This window comes from Parabacteroides distasonis, from assembly GCF_004793765.1.
GTDB lineage: Bacteria > Bacteroidota > Bacteroidia > Bacteroidales > Tannerellaceae > Parabacteroides > Parabacteroides distasonis_A.
The window spans coordinates 17,593-33,159 of the sequence record NZ_SRYM01000049.1 but is presented as its reverse complement, the minus strand read 5'-3'; the positions used below and the strand labels follow the sequence as shown (position 1 = coordinate 33,159).

14 protein-coding genes and 3 pseudogenes are annotated in these 15,567 nt (G+C 44.0%); 8 read left to right on the top strand and 9 right to left on the bottom strand.

Annotated elements, in window-relative coordinates; all coding sequences use genetic code 11:
- Positions 1-421 precede the first annotated feature (421 nt).
- Together E5342_RS14680 and E5342_RS14675 are read right to left on the bottom strand one after the other, a co-directional pair.
- Positions 422-676 carry an HU family DNA-binding protein gene (locus E5342_RS14680; protein WP_259463400.1) on the bottom strand — a complete coding sequence of 85 codons (255 nt, stop codon included), beginning with the start codon at positions 674-676 and terminating at the stop codon, positions 422-424.
- Positions 677-1,177: 501 nt separating this feature from the next.
- Positions 1,178-1,601 (bottom strand): annotated as a pseudogene (locus E5342_RS14675) (transposase); the annotation flags it as partial.
- A 168-nt stretch (positions 1,602-1,769) separates the two neighbouring features.
- Between E5342_RS14675 and mscL the strand changes: the two are divergent.
- From mscL to E5342_RS14650, 3 genes are all read left to right on the top strand, one after another.
- A complete protein-coding gene (gene mscL / locus E5342_RS14670; RefSeq protein ID WP_121734804.1) occupies positions 1,770-2,192 on the top strand; it encodes a large-conductance mechanosensitive channel protein MscL in 423 nt (140 codons plus the stop codon).
- A gap of 437 nt (positions 2,193-2,629) precedes the next feature.
- Positions 2,630-3,466, top strand: a complete 837-nt coding sequence (locus tag E5342_RS14660; protein WP_121734805.1) for a head GIN domain-containing protein — start codon at positions 2,630-2,632, stop codon at positions 3,464-3,466.
- 316 nt (positions 3,467-3,782) lie between these two features.
- Positions 3,783-4,616, top strand: coding sequence for an OmpA family protein (locus E5342_RS14650; protein WP_121734895.1), 834 nt, complete (start codon positions 3,783-3,785; stop codon positions 4,614-4,616).
- Between the two features lie 52 nt (positions 4,617-4,668).
- On the opposite strand, the gene E5342_RS14645 is transcribed toward E5342_RS14650, so the two are convergent.
- From E5342_RS14645 to E5342_RS14630, 4 genes are all read right to left on the bottom strand, one after another.
- Positions 4,669-4,845, bottom strand: coding sequence for a hypothetical protein (locus E5342_RS14645; RefSeq protein WP_210434973.1), 177 nt, complete (start codon positions 4,843-4,845; stop codon positions 4,669-4,671).
- Positions 4,846-5,126: 281 nt separating this feature from the next.
- Positions 5,127-6,350, bottom strand: coding sequence for a sugar MFS transporter (locus E5342_RS14640; protein WP_121734806.1), 1,224 nt, complete (start codon positions 6,348-6,350; stop codon positions 5,127-5,129).
- Between the two features lie 8 nt (positions 6,351-6,358).
- On the bottom strand, positions 6,359-6,709 hold the full coding sequence (locus E5342_RS14635; protein ID WP_121734807.1) for an L-rhamnose mutarotase: 351 nt from the start codon (positions 6,707-6,709) through the stop codon (positions 6,359-6,361).
- Between the two features lie 43 nt (positions 6,710-6,752).
- Positions 6,753-7,379 carry an NUDIX hydrolase gene (locus E5342_RS14630; protein WP_121734808.1) on the bottom strand — a complete coding sequence of 209 codons (627 nt, stop codon included), beginning with the start codon at positions 7,377-7,379 and terminating at the stop codon, positions 6,753-6,755.
- 356 nt (positions 7,380-7,735) lie between these two features.
- Between E5342_RS14630 and E5342_RS14625 the strand changes: the two genes are divergently transcribed.
- Positions 7,736-8,218 (top strand): ferritin, encoded by a 483-nt coding sequence (locus tag E5342_RS14625; RefSeq protein ID WP_121734809.1) that lies wholly within the window; start codon positions 7,736-7,738, stop codon positions 8,216-8,218.
- A gap of 81 nt (positions 8,219-8,299) precedes the next feature.
- On the opposite strand, the gene E5342_RS14620 is transcribed toward E5342_RS14625, so the two are convergent.
- Both E5342_RS14620 and E5342_RS20025 read right to left on the bottom strand, forming a co-directional pair.
- Positions 8,300-9,079, bottom strand: a complete 780-nt coding sequence (locus E5342_RS14620; protein WP_121734810.1) for an SGNH/GDSL hydrolase family protein — start codon at positions 9,077-9,079, stop codon at positions 8,300-8,302.
- Positions 9,066-9,233, bottom strand: a pseudogene (locus E5342_RS20025) (glycine betaine ABC transporter substrate-binding protein); the annotation flags it as partial. The pseudogene E5342_RS20025 and the gene E5342_RS14620, both read right to left, overlap by 14 nt.
- On the opposite strand from E5342_RS20025, the pseudogene E5342_RS14610 reads away from it, so the two are divergent.
- Both E5342_RS14610 and E5342_RS14605 read left to right on the top strand, forming a co-directional pair.
- Positions 9,222-9,386 (top strand): annotated as a pseudogene (locus E5342_RS14610) (peroxiredoxin); the annotation flags it as partial. The pseudogenes E5342_RS20025 and E5342_RS14610 overlap by 12 nt on opposite strands.
- A 171-nt stretch (positions 9,387-9,557) precedes the next feature.
- Entirely contained in the window at positions 9,558-10,850 is a 1,293-nt protein-coding gene (locus tag E5342_RS14605) for a M64 family metallopeptidase (protein WP_121734811.1), read from the top strand.
- A gap of 75 nt (positions 10,851-10,925) precedes the next feature.
- On the opposite strand, the gene E5342_RS14600 is transcribed toward E5342_RS14605, so the two are convergent.
- Complete coding sequence (locus E5342_RS14600; protein WP_121734812.1) at positions 10,926-11,639, bottom strand: pirin family protein; 714 nt, start codon at positions 11,637-11,639, stop codon at positions 10,926-10,928.
- 160 nt (positions 11,640-11,799) lie between these two features.
- Between E5342_RS14600 and E5342_RS14595 the strand changes: the two genes are divergently transcribed.
- Both E5342_RS14595 and E5342_RS14590 read left to right on the top strand, forming a co-directional pair.
- Positions 11,800-13,293, top strand: a complete 1,494-nt coding sequence (locus E5342_RS14595; protein WP_121734813.1) for an IMP dehydrogenase — start codon at positions 11,800-11,802, stop codon at positions 13,291-13,293.
- Between the two features lie 71 nt (positions 13,294-13,364).
- Positions 13,365-15,563, top strand: a complete 2,199-nt coding sequence (locus E5342_RS14590) for an alpha-galactosidase (RefSeq protein WP_135959653.1) — start codon at positions 13,365-13,367, stop codon at positions 15,561-15,563.
- The last annotated feature ends 4 nt before the right edge of the window (positions 15,564-15,567 follow it).

Here is a 15,567-nt window from a genome sequence, read left to right as displayed (position 1 = left end):
CTCGAATGCGGGTGCAAAAGTAATGCTATAAAACATAAACTCCAAACTTTTCCGGAACTTTTTTGCAATATTTTTTCACGAGGGGGATCGCGTACGTTAATAAATAATACGAGGGAATCCACCATCGGTCCCCCCAGGACCGCCACGCACCCTGCCAGGTCAACACGAGCACATTCACACGCGACAAAAACGACAAACACGAGCTTGGCCCCGAAAGGAAACCAAACAAAAAAACGGCTTTCAGACCATGGGAGCACCGGAAAAACTAACCGCACCAAAGCTTACGGGGCACGCAAACGCAACTCACCACCTATCATATAGAACAAAAGACCGAAAGAACAACTCCTTATAAACTACCGTATATCACCCCTTTAACGCACCCGGGAAATCCAACGGGAAAAATCCAGGATACAAAAAAAGCCTATGGGACACGGCGTACTCGAATTGAATTTTTTTTATCTATTACACCATCACTACTCACTGAGATCTGAAAACTCCCGAAATCGCCAAGCTTTACGACATGCCCCTCTTGAAGTTCCATATCCAACACGAAATTAAGGCTATCCAATACCGCCTTCACATCTGTCAACGACACCCTACTACATGTCGAGATCAACTTGCAGAGCGTTTTCATACTAAAGGAACCATTCGATGAGCACCAAGATCGTTTCCACAGAATCCCCCGCCTCTTGCAAATGAGAAGCCCAGGAAAAGAAGACTAGTACAGAACCTGAACCTTATATCGATTCTACAAAACCTCTATCATCCTATCTTTTCTCTATAAATCAAGTCTACATACCCCTAAAAACTAGTTATACATCATAAAGATACAAATAATATTAAAAAAGTTTTATTATTTGCAATATAATATATTTCTTGTGATGAAAGATATTTGCGGAGACTTATAGGTAGATTGATATGCTCTCCGCCCTTAACGATGAGAGAACCAAACCGTAACATAAAAACAAGACCTTAATTACACCGGTTTTGTAAGGGAAAACGTTGGGGCTGAGCTTTGTTCGCTGATTCCGGGAATGGTTCATAACCTTTCTCTGGGGTATGTCAAAACCAAGGCACATCTCCTCTTTTAATTTAATTAAAAATAGTCGTTGCTCTTTTTTTGTCTATGCGACTATTTTTCAGTAATCTGATAATAGGGCCTAATATTCCTCGTATGTTACGCCACACGTGGTCTGATAAAGATAAATATAGCGCATGCAACTCTTCTCTTTCCCGCTTTCAGTAGTTTCGCACACAACTTTTGATATTTAAAGCCACAGCGAAGAAAACAAAGTCCATTGCAACCTTGTATTCTCCCACATGCCGGAACCCTCTGTACGCCATGTCGTGTTTCAGCCGTCCAAAAACCGCTTCCGGTTCAACACATCGCCTTCCCCTATGCCTGACGCCTTCTTCCGAGAGCAACCTTTCCCGTCCCGCTGTTTATATTGGTTTAACCGGCGGGAGACCTCTATGCTCGCTGTTCTGTCACGTCCGGTTCCTATACGGTCCATGTGCTGCTCCATAGGACAAACGTAATAACCCTATTCCGAGTTGGAATGGAGACTCTCCGCAGGGAATGAATTGGGAGTATGGAGGGGAAGCCGCTACTTATGAAGAGAAAGAGGACATAACACATCAATGCTCAAACGGGTCAAACAAAAACAAAAACATAAAAATCAAAAATAAATTCTTCAAATTCTGCTATAAGCATTGAAAATATTCAACTTATGACTAATTTTGTTGTTATATACAAAAAGCATTGTTTTATGAAAAAAATATTACAGGAATTTAAGCAGTTCGCCATGCGAGGTAACGTAGTGGACATGGCGGTAGGTATCATTATCGGTGGTGCCTTTGGAAAGATCGTATCCTCTATCGTAGCAGATCTGATCATGCCGGCGGTAGGTTTACTTGTAGGTGGCGTGAATTTCACGGATTTAAAAATCACTTTGAAGCAAGCCGTAATGGAAGGAGACAAGGTGATCTCTCCTGCGGTCTCCATTAACTATGGAAACTTCATACAAGTGACACTGGATTTCATAATCATAGCTTTCGCCGTCTTTTTACTTGTCAAAGGCGTTAATGCTTTAAGCAAGAAGAAGGAAGAAGCCCCGAAAGCTCCGGCCGCTCCCCCTGCGGATATCCAATTACTTACCGAAATTAGGGATTTACTGAAAAATAACAAATAAACACCAACCTTATCGGTTGGCTTGCTGTTTTATAACTACAAAAAAAGTTTTAACTTATTAAATAGTAGTAGTTATGAAAAATGTATTATTCGGTTTAGCCATAGGTGTAGTTGTTGGTTACGTATTTCGCAGGATGGAAGATCAAGGACAGTTCTAATGTCTGGAGAACGAACTCTACGGTCTTACTGATAAGGCGAAGAAAAAAGTAAAAGACGTGGTAGACACGGGGAAAAATCAAGTCGAATACGTCAAAGACAGAGTAGAACACATGGTTGAAAAACCTAAAAGTAATTAATCTCCTTCCCTGTCATTAGGGTAATAAAAAAGAAGCTATCATAAAAAAACTCGATGATAGCTTCTTTTTTTCATTTTAGATGTAACGTTTTCTCAAATCCATTCGTCTTATAAGAAAAGAGTATAACTTAATTACACTTCATATGAGAACAAAAATGATGGCCTTATTTGCGTTGATCGCTTTTTGCGTGATACCTATCGAGGCTAAGAAAGTAAAAGGGAATGGGGATATTATCACGAAAGAAATCTCCGTCAGAGACTATTCAGCGATAAAAGTCGGCTCAACCGCCATAGGGTATAGCGACAGTTGGTTCAGCCTAATCAGCCGTAGGGGAAACCCGTCATACGTTTTCGAGTATACGCAAAAAGAATCAGTGTCCTTACGAATCACGATCGATGAGAACTTATATCCTTATATAAACGTTCAAGTAAAGAATAAGGAGCTTTCAATCTCCACAGAGAATGGCACACAATTAAGCCCTACCCGATTTAAAATAGAAGGCACTTCCAAGAAGCTGGAAAAAATCCAGATGTCCGGTTGTATGGATTTTATCTTGAGAAGCGCTTTATCCGGGGATGATCTGGAAGTTATAGCGACAAGGGGTAGCGACGTGAAGATGGAGCAACCGGTCAATGTATCTAATTGTATAATTGAAGCGACTAGTGGTAGCGATATCATTATCAATGATCTTACTACTCGAATAATACGAGGCCATGCCAGCGGAGGTAGTGATCTCAAGCTAACGGGAAAAGCAGAGAACGGCGAGTATTCAGCTTCAGGTGGCTCAGATATCAAGGCTTATGATCTTATCTTGAACCAATTGGAATGTTCCGCCAGTGGTGGCTCCGATATTTATACGCACGTAACCGATTATATCAAGGCTTCGGCAAGCGGAGGTAGTGATGTACATTACAAAGGTTCGGCAAGATCGGATACATCCACTTCCGGAGGAAGCGATATTATAAAAGAGGGTAATTAATACCCTCTTTTTCGTTCTCCTAGACATTGAATCTTATCACAAAAGCACTTCCTTTTCCCACCGCACTATCAACAGAAAGCATTCCTCCATGAGCTTCTACGAAGTCTTTACTAAATCTGCTTCCCGTCGTCGATAATTAAAACTTTGCCCATACACCGGAGTTATTTATTGGGGCGCAAATGTACGCTTTTTGCCTTTTTCCCCAATAAAGAGGGAAAAATGATTCTTTAATATTGGTTTATGAGACACAAATATCCTAAACTTACGTGTGGGAAATTGTAATAAATATTACATTGCACGAAATTTTATGCGTAAAATGAAAAGATTGTTATTTATCCCGGTATCCGCACTCCTCTTATGTTCTTCGTGCGTGAGTAAAAAGAAATACCTCCTTGCCGAGAACGGCCGGTTGGAGGCGATCGGACGTGGCGACGCCTTGAAGGAGGAATTGATTAAATGCAAGGACGATAACGACGTTCTCAACAACCGGATCGCTGCCTTGATAAAGGATACGACCACCCTAGGACGTGATATCCGTAATTACCAGACCATGTTGAATACCAATATGGGTGAGCAGGACAAGCTGAATGCCTTGTTACAGCAAAAGATGAGTGAGCTGGACGAGCGTGAGCGTACCATCAACGAGTTACAGGATATGATGAACGCACAGAACGCAAAGGTACAGAATTTGTTGAGTAGCGTGAAAGACGCTTTGCTGGGTTTTAACAGCGATGAGCTGACCGTAACCGAGAAGAATGGTAAAGTATATGTAGCCATGTCGGATAAGCTTCTGTTCCAATCGGGTAGCGCAAAGGTGGATAAACGAGGCAAGGAAGCGTTGGCTAAGTTGGCCGAGGTGTTGAATAAGCAAAACGATATAGACGTTTATATAGAGGGCCATACGGACAGCAAGCCGATCAATACCGCCCAATTCAAGGATAATTGGGATCTAAGCGTGATCCGTGCGACCTCCGTAGTGCGTATCCTTACCAAGGATTACGGGGTGAATCCGCTACAGATACAACCTTGTGGTCGTGGGGAGTTTATGCCGGTCGCTGATAACGAGACCGCCGACGGACGTAGCAAGAACCGCCGTACGGAGATCATCATGGCTCCTAAATTGGATAAGCTGATGCAGATGTTACAGTGATAATGATATTGTCAAGCTCCGGGCAGTAAATAATGCCCGGGACTATAATTATCTATTCAAACCGGCTCTCATCAAGGATAACACAACGATAACTTAACTCAGAAGGCTGACAAGGAATCCAGACATCCATATCCTCTCCTTTTGCGGAGCGGATCAGATAAAGAAGAGCTGTATCCCATATTTCAGCCCGATCTCCACCACCAACCCATCCCCACCGGAAAGGATTCATACACAAGCCATACAGGTTTATTACCCGGATTCCATGCGTGAAAAACATCTCACAACGATAAGAATAGGTATTTGGGAACAGATATATTCTTTATCGGATCTACCCTAATTCTATAATCACCGCCACTGATTATAAAAACAACGTCGCCGATTATACAATCAGTGGCAGTGATTATACAATCGGCAACGATGATTATAGAATTAAGCTAGAGAAAATACCTTTTAAACACGACAGAAAGATAGTTTAGTCCTATATCAATCAGACTTTACTAACCCGGATATTTACCGCTTGCACTTGATTGCGAAATACAAGATATACAAGAAAGCGATCAACGGGACGATGAAACCCAGCGCCATATTCTCCTCGCCAATATATCCCATCAGCATCGGACTGAAAGCGCCGCCGGCAACTCCCATCACGATATAAGAAGAGGCTTTCTTGGTATAAACGCCCATACCTTCCAGCCCCAACGCGAAAATCGTAGGGAACATGATAGACATGAAGAAAAAGGATAAATAAAGAGCGTATAACGAAAGCGTACCTACGGAAGCCACCACCAAAACCATACAAACGGCACTCAACAAAGAATACCAAGTCAGCAAGCGGCCCGGAGCCAACCACTTCATCGTAAAACTACCGCTCAAACGCCCGATCATAAACAAGGCCATTCCACCGAATGCCAAAATACGAGACGCTCGCAAATTACTGATACCCGGGTCCATCTCCGTCACGTAATTAATAAAGAACCCGAAGATTCCCGTCTGTGCGGCGCAATAACAGAATTGGGCGACCACGGAACGTACAAACTGCCTACGTTTCCATATGGAGGCAGCGGGTTTCTCCCCGGCAATAGCGGTCACCTCCTCCTCTTCTTCCGGCTTAATTTCCGGCAACTTAGTGAAAAAGAAGAGCAACGCTACGAACAAGACGATACCACCTACCAAGATATAAGGTTTAGTCAACGCCATCGAATCTCCCTCCGGTGCCCCGAATATCAACAAACCACCTACCAAAGGCCCCAATATCCAACCTAATCCATTAAAAGACTGGGATAAGTTCAGCCGTTGGGCAGCGGAAACGGACGGCCCCAATATCGTAGAATAAGGATTCGCCGCCGTCTCCAAGATACAAAGTCCGCAAGCGATCACAAACAAGGCGATCAGGAAAGGCGTAGCCGAATGCAAAAAAGCCGCCGGGATAAATCCGAAAGCTCCGATAGCGAACAATAGCAAACCCATGATAATCCCTTTCCTATATCCGTAACGTTTCATGAACGCTCCCGCCGGCAACGCCATCAAGAAATAAGCGATATACGTAGAGAATTGCACCAAACCGCTCTCTGCCTTGGTCATCGTGAAGACTCCTTGAAAATGCTTGTTCAGCACATCCAAGAGTCCGTGGGCGAATCCCCAAAGCAAGAACAAACTCGTGATCAAGATAAACGGGACTAAATAAGATTTCCCTCCCGGGGCGGCCACCAGCGATTGTTTCTTTTGTTTTTCCATCCTTCCGTCTAGTTACTCGCGCCCGGCAATTTAAACATACATTCCATTAACTGCCATTTCTCCGACGAGGAGCTTCCCTGAGCGACTTTCTGATACTTCGCCACGAAGTCCTCCCATTCCGCTTGCTTATCCATCGTTGCCAAACGGGCGAACGCCGCATCCCAATCAAAATCATCCGGCGTCTCCACGATCATGAACAACCGGGTTCCCAAACGGTAAATCTCCATATTCAAGATCCCTACCGCACGGATTCCTTCCGGTATCTCCGGCCAGATATGTTCCGGCGAATGCCAATAGCAATACTCTTTTATCAACCGCTCGTCCTCTTTCAGATCCAAGGTCTGACAATATCTTTTCATAACATTGTTTTTAAAATAAAGTCGCGAAAGTACAAAAGTATCCTTAATCCAGATAAACATCTTCGCCCGGATGCTTATAACAGGCATACATCCGTTGGATCTGCTCCGGCAGCACGCGTTCCAAGGACAACGGGGGCAACTCCTCCAATCGGAAGAAACCTTTCTCCAAGATATCGAAGGTCTCGGTAAACGCCCCTCCCTTTAACTCGCAAAGGATAAAAAACTTATATACATAATAAGGTATAGCGGGATGCGGATGCTTGCTCATATCCATCACGGCCAGCAAGCGGACCGGAAGCACATCCAAGCCCGTCTCCTCTCTCACCTCTTTCGCCGCTACCTCCTTTGGGGAATACCCCACATCGCTCCATCCACCGGGCAACGACCAACATCCGTCCATTTTCTCACGGACCAGCAAAATCTCGTCTTTCTCGTTAAAGACAACCGCGCGGATATCAACTTTCGGGGTTACATACTCTTGGGCCGGACGGTAACCACTCGCCACATCATCGGGCTTCAATCCGGTAGCCAAAGCCGTTATTTCATCACTTAGGCGGCTCAACTCTTCATAACGTTCCGTATCGTACTCGCTTAATGAATAAACCAACCCCGTCTGGGACAAGGCCCGGATACGCTGGGCCAAAAAAACCAACTCCTTACTTCTGGACATATAACTTCACTGTTTTAGATAACATGATCCCATATGATTCATGGATAAAACGTCTAAAGATAAAAGTTATTATCCAACCCGTCATTCTATTGCGCCAAAATAACGTATATTATGTCAACGCATGCCATTTGAAGTATTTATAGCGAATTCGAAATTAAGAAGAAAGACAAGATTGAGGAGGAAGTTAAGAACGGAGTCTTGAGTATCAGCATACCGAAAGAACTGAGAAAGAAGCTAAAATGGCCGATAAAGTAATCGAGATCAAATAATCTCGATGGACTTTCCTTCGTAAAAACTCAACAAAACCGACAATGGCTTGTTCTATTTATAAACAACATAAAATAGAATAAGTTATTATGATTTTAAGCAGAAAATTATCAGATGCTCTCAACGAGCAAATTAACATGGAGATGTGGTCATCCAACCTATATTTATCCATGTCGGTACATTTCACTCAAATAGGACTGGATGGTTTTGCGCATTGGACGTTAAAACAATCGCAAGAGGAACTTGAACACGCCTATAAAATGATCGATTATTCAATCAAGCGTGGCGGACAAGTGACGATCGGAGTAGTTAATTCCGTTCCTACAGCATGGGGCGAGCCTTTAGAGATTTTCCAGCATATCTACGAGCATGAGGTGCATGTATCCGGGTCGATCGACAAGATTGTCGATATCGCTTCCGAAGAGAAAGACAAGGCGACACAAGATTTCCTATGGGGTTTCGTCCGGGAGCAGGTAGAGGAAGAGGCTACAGCGAAAAATATTGTCGATAAACTCAAATTATACGGAGAACATCATGCCGTATTAATGGATCATCGATTAGGAAAAAGATAAACGAAACCTGCTTGTCATAAATATAAATAGGCCTAAAAAGCCATGTCGTCTTATTGGGATGGCATGGCTTTTTTATAAAGGTCAAAACCCTAAAGCCTTACGAATCGCCTCACTCCACAATTCGCCTAACCGGACTGCGCCTTTCTCATTCGGATGAAGATAAAACACTCCGGCGTTGCCCTTCTCCGCTTGGAAATCCGTTAAATGGTTTTCCCTAAAATAATCAAATCCTTTCGTATCTCCCAGAAAGACTTGTCCCGGAAAATGAGACGCATAATAATCGATTAACCGTTGTATTTGCAAATAATAATCTTGAAGCCTTCGCAAGCCTTCTTCCAAATATTTAGCACCATTATACGTATTTGGGCTATACCATAAAGGACGATGTACCACGATGCGGCAATTCGGGTATAAAGCTAATAAGCGATTGATAATTGTCTTCATGTTCTCATAATATCGCTCAGGCACTACCGGGCAACCGTTCGTGCCTTCTATCGCGCTATCGTTCGTACCTAGCATAATAGAGAACACCAAATCCGCCCAAGTCTCATCCTTAAATTTATCGGCAGCACGTACGGCCCACGGGAAGAGCGTATTCGTATCCGGCAAATAATCAACGGTAGTGCAGCCGCTCTGTCCTCTATTGGAATACTTGACTGAAGCTACTTCCGGGCACTTGCTTAAAAACAACGCAGCCTTTACAGGAGGCGCATCATGGACAGGCTTCGGTAACCCGGCGCCAAACGTGATACTATTCCCGATAAATACGATATTCACATAACGTTTATTATTCGCGGCTGAAGCAGACCAACACATAACGATACTTATTAAAATACATATGACTCCCTTAATTTGTCCCATGGCTCCCATTCAATTGATTCTCCTGCGAAGATAAGAATAATTTGATTATCTCGGGATGCTCAGAGTCTCCAAATTCCCCTTTCGGGTCTTCCAAGAATTTTAACGGATAACGTGAGAACATCCAATGAGGGATCCATCCGATAACCACGATCCATTAGGTCGTAACGTAGACGAGGCTCTCCGTATGGTCGATGCCTTACAACATTCCGAAGAATATGGCGAGATTTACCCAGCAAACCGGTCTAAAGGAAAAGACGCCATGAAAGCGACAAACGCAGGAGTCTCTAATTATTTAAGCCATCATTGATATATTGCGGGAAGGAGGGCTAAGCCCTCCTTTTTTATACTATCAAGACAGTCGTTTACACTTTCCCGAGATATACAAAATATCCAAACAATATACTAATCCTAGTAAATCTATTAAAAAATAATATACATTTGCGTCACAAAGTTGACACATGATAAATATTATAGATTTATGAAAGCAAGAATAACCTTATTATTATTCGCCATTCTTTACTGTTTCACTAGTCTGGCACAAACTAATTTTGAAAAACACTTCACGAAGAAAAGTCTCCGGGTAGATTTCGCTTTGAGCGGAAATTGGGATTTCCAAGCCGCTGCCATACAACAACTCCGGGAAGAACCCGTCTGGGCAGGGCCGGTCAAAAACTTGATCGATCCGTTTGGTTATGGAGGATATTATATTAATGTGTACGATAAAGCCGGTGGCGAGTTGATCTACTCACGAGGATTCAATACGTTATTCGAAGAATGGAGAAGTACGGAGCAAGCGAAGACCGAGACACAATCTTGGACAAATAGCATCTCTATCCCCTATCCGAAAGCCCCTGTCATCATTGAGATTACGGCAAGAGATAAGGCCGACATGCAGTTCCATCCTTTGTTGAAACAAGAGATTGATCCGGCCAGTATTTTTATTGACCGAGGGAAACTCAAGGAAAACCGGATCACAAAAATCCAATATAACGGGGATTCCTCCGGGAAAGTAGACCTCGTATTCTTAGCGGAAGGTTATACGGCAAACGAGCAAGAGAAATTCGTAGCTGATGCCAAGCGTTTTACGGAGGCATTGTTTAAGACCCCGCCTTATGACACTCGCCGGGAAGATTTCAATGTTTGGGCGGTAGATGCCGTTTCGGAAGAATCGGGAACAGATATATCCGGTAAAGGTATATTCAAGAATACCGCATTGAATTCCGGCTATTATACGTTCGGGGTAGATCGCTATTTAACCACCCCGGATATGAAATCTATACGTGACGCCGTATGGAATACTCCTTGCGACGCAATCTTCATCTTGGTAAACACAGACGCTTACGGCGGTGGCGGTATGTATAATTTTTATGCCATGGGAACCGCCGATAACCCGCGTACCCCGGTCGTATTCGTTCACGAGTTCGGACATAGTTTCGCTGGTCTAGCCGATGAATACTTCAGTTCCGAGGTCGCTTATCAAGATTTTTATAATTTGAAGTACGAACCTTGGGAACCGAACATCACGACCTTGGTTAACTTCAATACTAAATGGAAAGATCTTCTACCGACTAATACACCGATACCTACCCCATTAGATGACACCCATAAGGATAAGGCAGGCGTATTCGAGGGAGGCGGTTACATCACTAAAGGTATTTATCGCCCGATGAATCACTGTATGATGCGTGATTACGCTCCATTCTGTCCCGCATGCAGCCGGGCGATCTTACAAATGATCGATTACTTCACGGATAAACCGATAAAACATTAAAAGAAATGAGCGGGTACCCTAATAGCTTTGTTACATCAACTATTAAGATACCCGCCAGCACTAACCTATCAACATTTATTTCATCATCGGAACTTCTATCAAAAGGATTTTAGCGTGCTTCAAGACTTCTATCGTAATGCTATCGGTTTCCCAGAATCCAGCCCCGTCACGTTTAGACAAGATCGTATTACTTACCTCTACCTCTCCATCTATCACAAATAAATAAACCCCATTATTTTTACTATGTAGCTTATATTCATTTACTTGACCGGCATCTAGGTTTCCTAAGGAGAACCAAGCGTCTTGGTTGATCGATGCAGGAGTGCTACCGTCCGGAGCGATGATCAAGGACCACTTGTTCTTTTCCGCAGCAACTAGACGTACGTCATAACTAGCATAATGAGGCTTAGTATTCTCCTCACGGGGAAATACCCATATTTGCAAGAACTCTAATTGTTCATTATCGCTGTCGTTGAACTCGCTATGCACGATACCGGTACCGGCACTCATCACCTGAATATCTCCCGGCGTAATCACCTCGCTATTCTTTATGCTATCTCCATGGCGCAAATATCCCTTTAACGGGATGGAGATAACCTCCATATTCTTATGTGGATGCATATCGAATCCCTCACCCGGTGCCACGGAATCATCATTCAATACACGTAACATCCCGAAATGAACCCTTTTCGGATTGTAATAATTAGCAAAACTAAACGTATGATGTGTTTTCAACCAACCATGATTCGCATACCCTCTGGATTGAGCCTTATCAACTACAACTCTCATATTTTCCTCCTTTTCAAATCTGTATTAATAACAAATCCGTAACTATAAATGTTGCGGGACGCATATTTCGAATATTTCATGTAAACATGTGATTCATATATGAACAGAAATCGCTACTTTTGCGCAATTAAAAAAACTCATCCTGTAAATATAGAATCTTATGGCAATCTACTTAAACGATGTATCGAGAACATTTGGTGAGTATTTACTTATTCCCGGTTTAACCACCAAAGAATGTATTCCCGCAAACGTTTCCTTGAAAACGCCGCTTGTGAAATTCAAGTCTGGCGAGAAATCTGCTATTGAATTAAATATTCCTTTCGTTTCCGCGATCATGCAATCGGTTTCCGGTCCTAAACTGGCAATCGAGCTGGCTCGTAACGGAGGACTTTCCTTCATCTTCGGCTCGCAACCGATCGAGAGCCAAGCGGATATGGTTCGCAAAGTAAAGAAATTCAAGGCAGGATTCGTTATCAGCGACTCTAACCTTACGCCCGAGAATACCTTGGCCGACGTACTTGAACTAGTCCGCCGAACAGAACACTCTACGATTGGTGTGACAGATGATGGTACGCCTAACGGCAAATTGCTAGGTATGGTAACCAGTCGCGATTACCGTGAAGGCAAAGATCCGATCGACATGAAGGTGAAAGATTTCATGACCCCGTTCACTAAACTAATCGTTGGTGAGTTAGGCATGACCTTAAAAGAGGCGAACCAGATTATCTGGGATCATAAGTTGAATACATTGCCGATCATCGACAAGGATCAAAAGCTTCAATACTTTGTATTCCGCAAGGATTACGACAGCCACCGTGAGAACCCGAATGAGTTATCCGGCGGTGATAAGAAATTATTGGTAGGCGCCGGAATCAACACCCGCGACTATAAGGAACGTGTTCCGGCATTGGTAGAGGCTGGCGTTGACGTATTGTGTATCGATTCTTCCGACGGTTATTCCGAATGGCAATACGAAACCTTGCACTGGATCAAGGATACCTACGGTAACAAGGTACAGGTTGGTGCCGGAAACGTGGTTGACCAAGATGGTTTCAACTACTTGGCCGACGCCGGAGCAGATTTCATCAAGGTAGGTATCGGTGGTGGTTCCATCTGTATCACCCGTGAGCAGAAAGGTATCGGTCGCGGACAGGCTACCGCCTTGATCGACGTAGCGAAAGCTCGTGACGAGTATTTCAAAAGACACGGCGTTTATATCCCTATCTGTAGCGATGGTGGTCTGGTACACGATTACCATATGGTATTGGCGTTGGCTATGGGTGCCGATTTCTTGATGATGGGCCGTTATTTCGCCCGCTTCGACGAGTCTCCTACGAAGAAGATGAAAATCGGAAACAACTTCGTGAAGGAGTATTGGGGTGAGGGCTCTAACCGTGCGAAGAACTGGCAGCGTTATGACATGGGTGGAAACGAGTCCTTGAAATTTGAGGAAGGCGTGGACAGCTATGTACCGTATGCCGGAAAATTGAAAGATAATTTGAACGTGACCTTGGGTAAGATGATCGCTACGATGTGTAGCTGCGGTTCCATCTCAATCCAAGAGTTGCAGCAGCATGCTAAGATCACGCTTGTCTCCTCTACGAGTATCGTTGAGGGTGGAGCTCACGACGTGATCCTGAAAGAGCAGAATTAATTACAAATATGTATTCTAGTAGAGGCGTGGCACGCTACGTCTCTACTATTTACACATTCAAATAATTTACCATGAAAAATCTATTACTTACAGCTATCCTTTTGTGTTTTTGTTTGCCATTCGTAAAAGCCGCCGATCAAAAGATGATCTTAATCTCAACCAATGAGACGGACTTAATTTTACAAGTAGCCCCCAACGGGCGGCTCTACCAAACTTATCTGGGAAATAAATTAGTGGACGAATCCGAATTTAAGAACTTCTCATGGAACATCCAAGCCGGAACGGATGGCAGCGTATCAACCCGTGGATGGGAAGTGTATCCTTGTTCAGGAGCGGAGGATTATTTCGAACCGGCTTTCGCCATCCAGCACAACGACGGGAACATGACCAGTATATTCAAATATGTTTCCAGCGAATCCAAGAAACTAGACAATAACGTTACGGAAACAATCATCTCCCTGAAAGATGACGTATACCCAGTAGAGGCTAAATTACACTATGTAACCTTCGCTAAAGAAAACGTCATCAAGGCTTGGACTGAGATTCGTCATACGGAGAAAAAACCGGTCACAATTACCCAATACGCTTCCAATATGCTTTATTTCGAGAGTCCTCGCTATGTATTGACCGAGTTTAGCGGTGACTGGGCCAAGGAAGTACAGATGAGCAGCCAAGACTTGAAATTCGGGAAAAAGATTATCGATACAAAACTAGGCTCCCGTGCCGCCATGCACGCTTACCCGTTTTTTGAGATTGGGTTAGGTGCCCCGGCCAGCGAGAATACAGGAGATGTTTTAATGGGAACGATCGGTTGGACTGGAAACTACCGCTTTACGTTCGAGGTGGACAACGCCGGTAACCTTCGTGTCATCTCCGGCATCAATCCCTATGCGTCCGCCTATGAATTGAAACCGAACGAATGGTTCGTCACTCCTGAGTTTATCTTTACACTGAGTAATCAAGGAACCGGAAAAGCCAGTCGTGATATCCATGATTGGGCACGTAATTACCAGATCAAGGATGGTAAAGGCGATCGCCTTACCCTACTGAACAACTGGGAATCGACCGGTTTCAATTTCAACGAGAAGAAATTGGAGGAACTTATGAAAGAAGCCAAGCATCTAGGTGTAGACATGTTCTTGCTGGACGACGGTTGGTTCGCCAATAAATACCCTCGTCAAAACGATAAGGCCGGATTGGGCGATTGGGACATTACCCATGATAAGTTGCCGAACGGCATTCCCCATCTGGTACAGGTCGCTAAAGAGGCCGGCGTGAAATTCGGTATCTGGATCGAGCCGGAGATGGTAAACCCCAAGAGCGAGCTTTTCGAGAAACACCCGGACTGGGCGATTCATCTACCGAATCGTGAGACCTATTACTATCGCAACCAACTTGTCTTAGACTTAAGTAACCCGAAAGTACAGGATTATGTATTCAGCGTGGTGGATAATATCATGATCGAGAATCCGGACCTGGCTTTCTTCAAATGGGATTGCAACAGCCCGATTACCAATGTCTATTCCCCTTATCTTAAAGAGAAGCAGAATCAATTGTATATCGACCATGTACGAGGTGTCTATAACGTATTCAAACGGGTAGCCGAGAAATACCCTCACCTACCGATCATGCTTTGCTCCGGTGGGGGTGCCCGTTGTGATTACGAGGCATTGAAATATTTCACGGAATTCTGGTGCAGCGACAACACCGATCCGATCGAGCGTTTGTATATCCAATGGGGATTCTCCCAGTTCTTCCCGGCAAAGGCAATGTGCGCCCACGTGACTAGCTGGAACAAGAATACCTCCATTAAGTTCCGTACCGACGTGGCCATGATGTGTAAGATGGGCTTCGATATCAGCTTGAAGGAAATGAACGAAGACGAGATGAAATACTGCCAAGAAGCAGTTGCCAACTACAAACGTCTAAAGGGCACGATTCTCGACGGCGATCTGTACCGTCTTGTCTCCCCTTACGATACCAACCATTCATCCGTGATGTACGTGGATAAGGCAAAAAGCAAATCCGTCCTATTCGCTTATGATATCCACCCTCGCTTCGGTGAAAAAACTTTCCCCGTAAAGCTACAAGGATTGGACCCGAATAAGAAATATAAGGTACAAGAGATAAACCTCATGCCGGGCCAGAAATCGACCTTGGCTACCGACGGAGGTACCTTCAGCGGAGATTTCTTGATAAAAATAGGAATGAACGTGTTCTCTACGGCTCATGCCCGTAGCAAGGTCATAGAGCTGACCGAGGCTCACTAACTTG

Bases quoted from the DNA above. Each gene is read 5' to 3' on its own strand.
- mscL (WP_121734804.1), top strand. From the start codon at position 1,770: ATGAAAAAAATATTACAGGAATTTAAGCAGTTCGCCATGCGAGGTAAC.
- E5342_RS14660 (WP_121734805.1), top strand. From the start codon at position 2,630: ATGAGAACAAAAATGATGGCCTTATTTGCGTTGATCGCTTTTTGCGTG.
- E5342_RS14650 (WP_121734895.1), top strand. From the start codon at position 3,783: ATGAAAAGATTGTTATTTATCCCGGTATCCGCACTCCTCTTATGTTCT.
- E5342_RS14645 (WP_210434973.1), bottom strand. From the start codon at position 4,845: ATGAATCCTTTCCGGTGGGGATGGGTTGGTGGTGGAGATCGGGCTGAA.
- E5342_RS14640 (WP_121734806.1), bottom strand. From the start codon at position 6,350: ATGGAAAAACAAAAGAAACAATCGCTGGTGGCCGCCCCGGGAGGGAAA.
- E5342_RS14635 (WP_121734807.1), bottom strand. From the start codon at position 6,709: ATGAAAAGATATTGTCAGACCTTGGATCTGAAAGAGGACGAGCGGTTG.
- E5342_RS14630 (WP_121734808.1), bottom strand. From the start codon at position 7,379: ATGTCCAGAAGTAAGGAGTTGGTTTTTTTGGCCCAGCGTATCCGGGCC.
- E5342_RS14625 (WP_121734809.1), top strand. From the start codon at position 7,736: ATGATTTTAAGCAGAAAATTATCAGATGCTCTCAACGAGCAAATTAAC.
- E5342_RS14620 (WP_121734810.1), bottom strand. From the start codon at position 9,079: ATGGGACAAATTAAGGGAGTCATATGTATTTTAATAAGTATCGTTATG.
- E5342_RS14605 (WP_121734811.1), top strand. From the start codon at position 9,558: ATGAAAGCAAGAATAACCTTATTATTATTCGCCATTCTTTACTGTTTC.
- E5342_RS14600 (WP_121734812.1), bottom strand. From the start codon at position 11,639: ATGAGAGTTGTAGTTGATAAGGCTCAATCCAGAGGGTATGCGAATCAT.
- E5342_RS14595 (WP_121734813.1), top strand. From the start codon at position 11,800: ATGGCAATCTACTTAAACGATGTATCGAGAACATTTGGTGAGTATTTA.
- E5342_RS14590 (WP_135959653.1), top strand. From the start codon at position 13,365: ATGAAAAATCTATTACTTACAGCTATCCTTTTGTGTTTTTGTTTGCCA.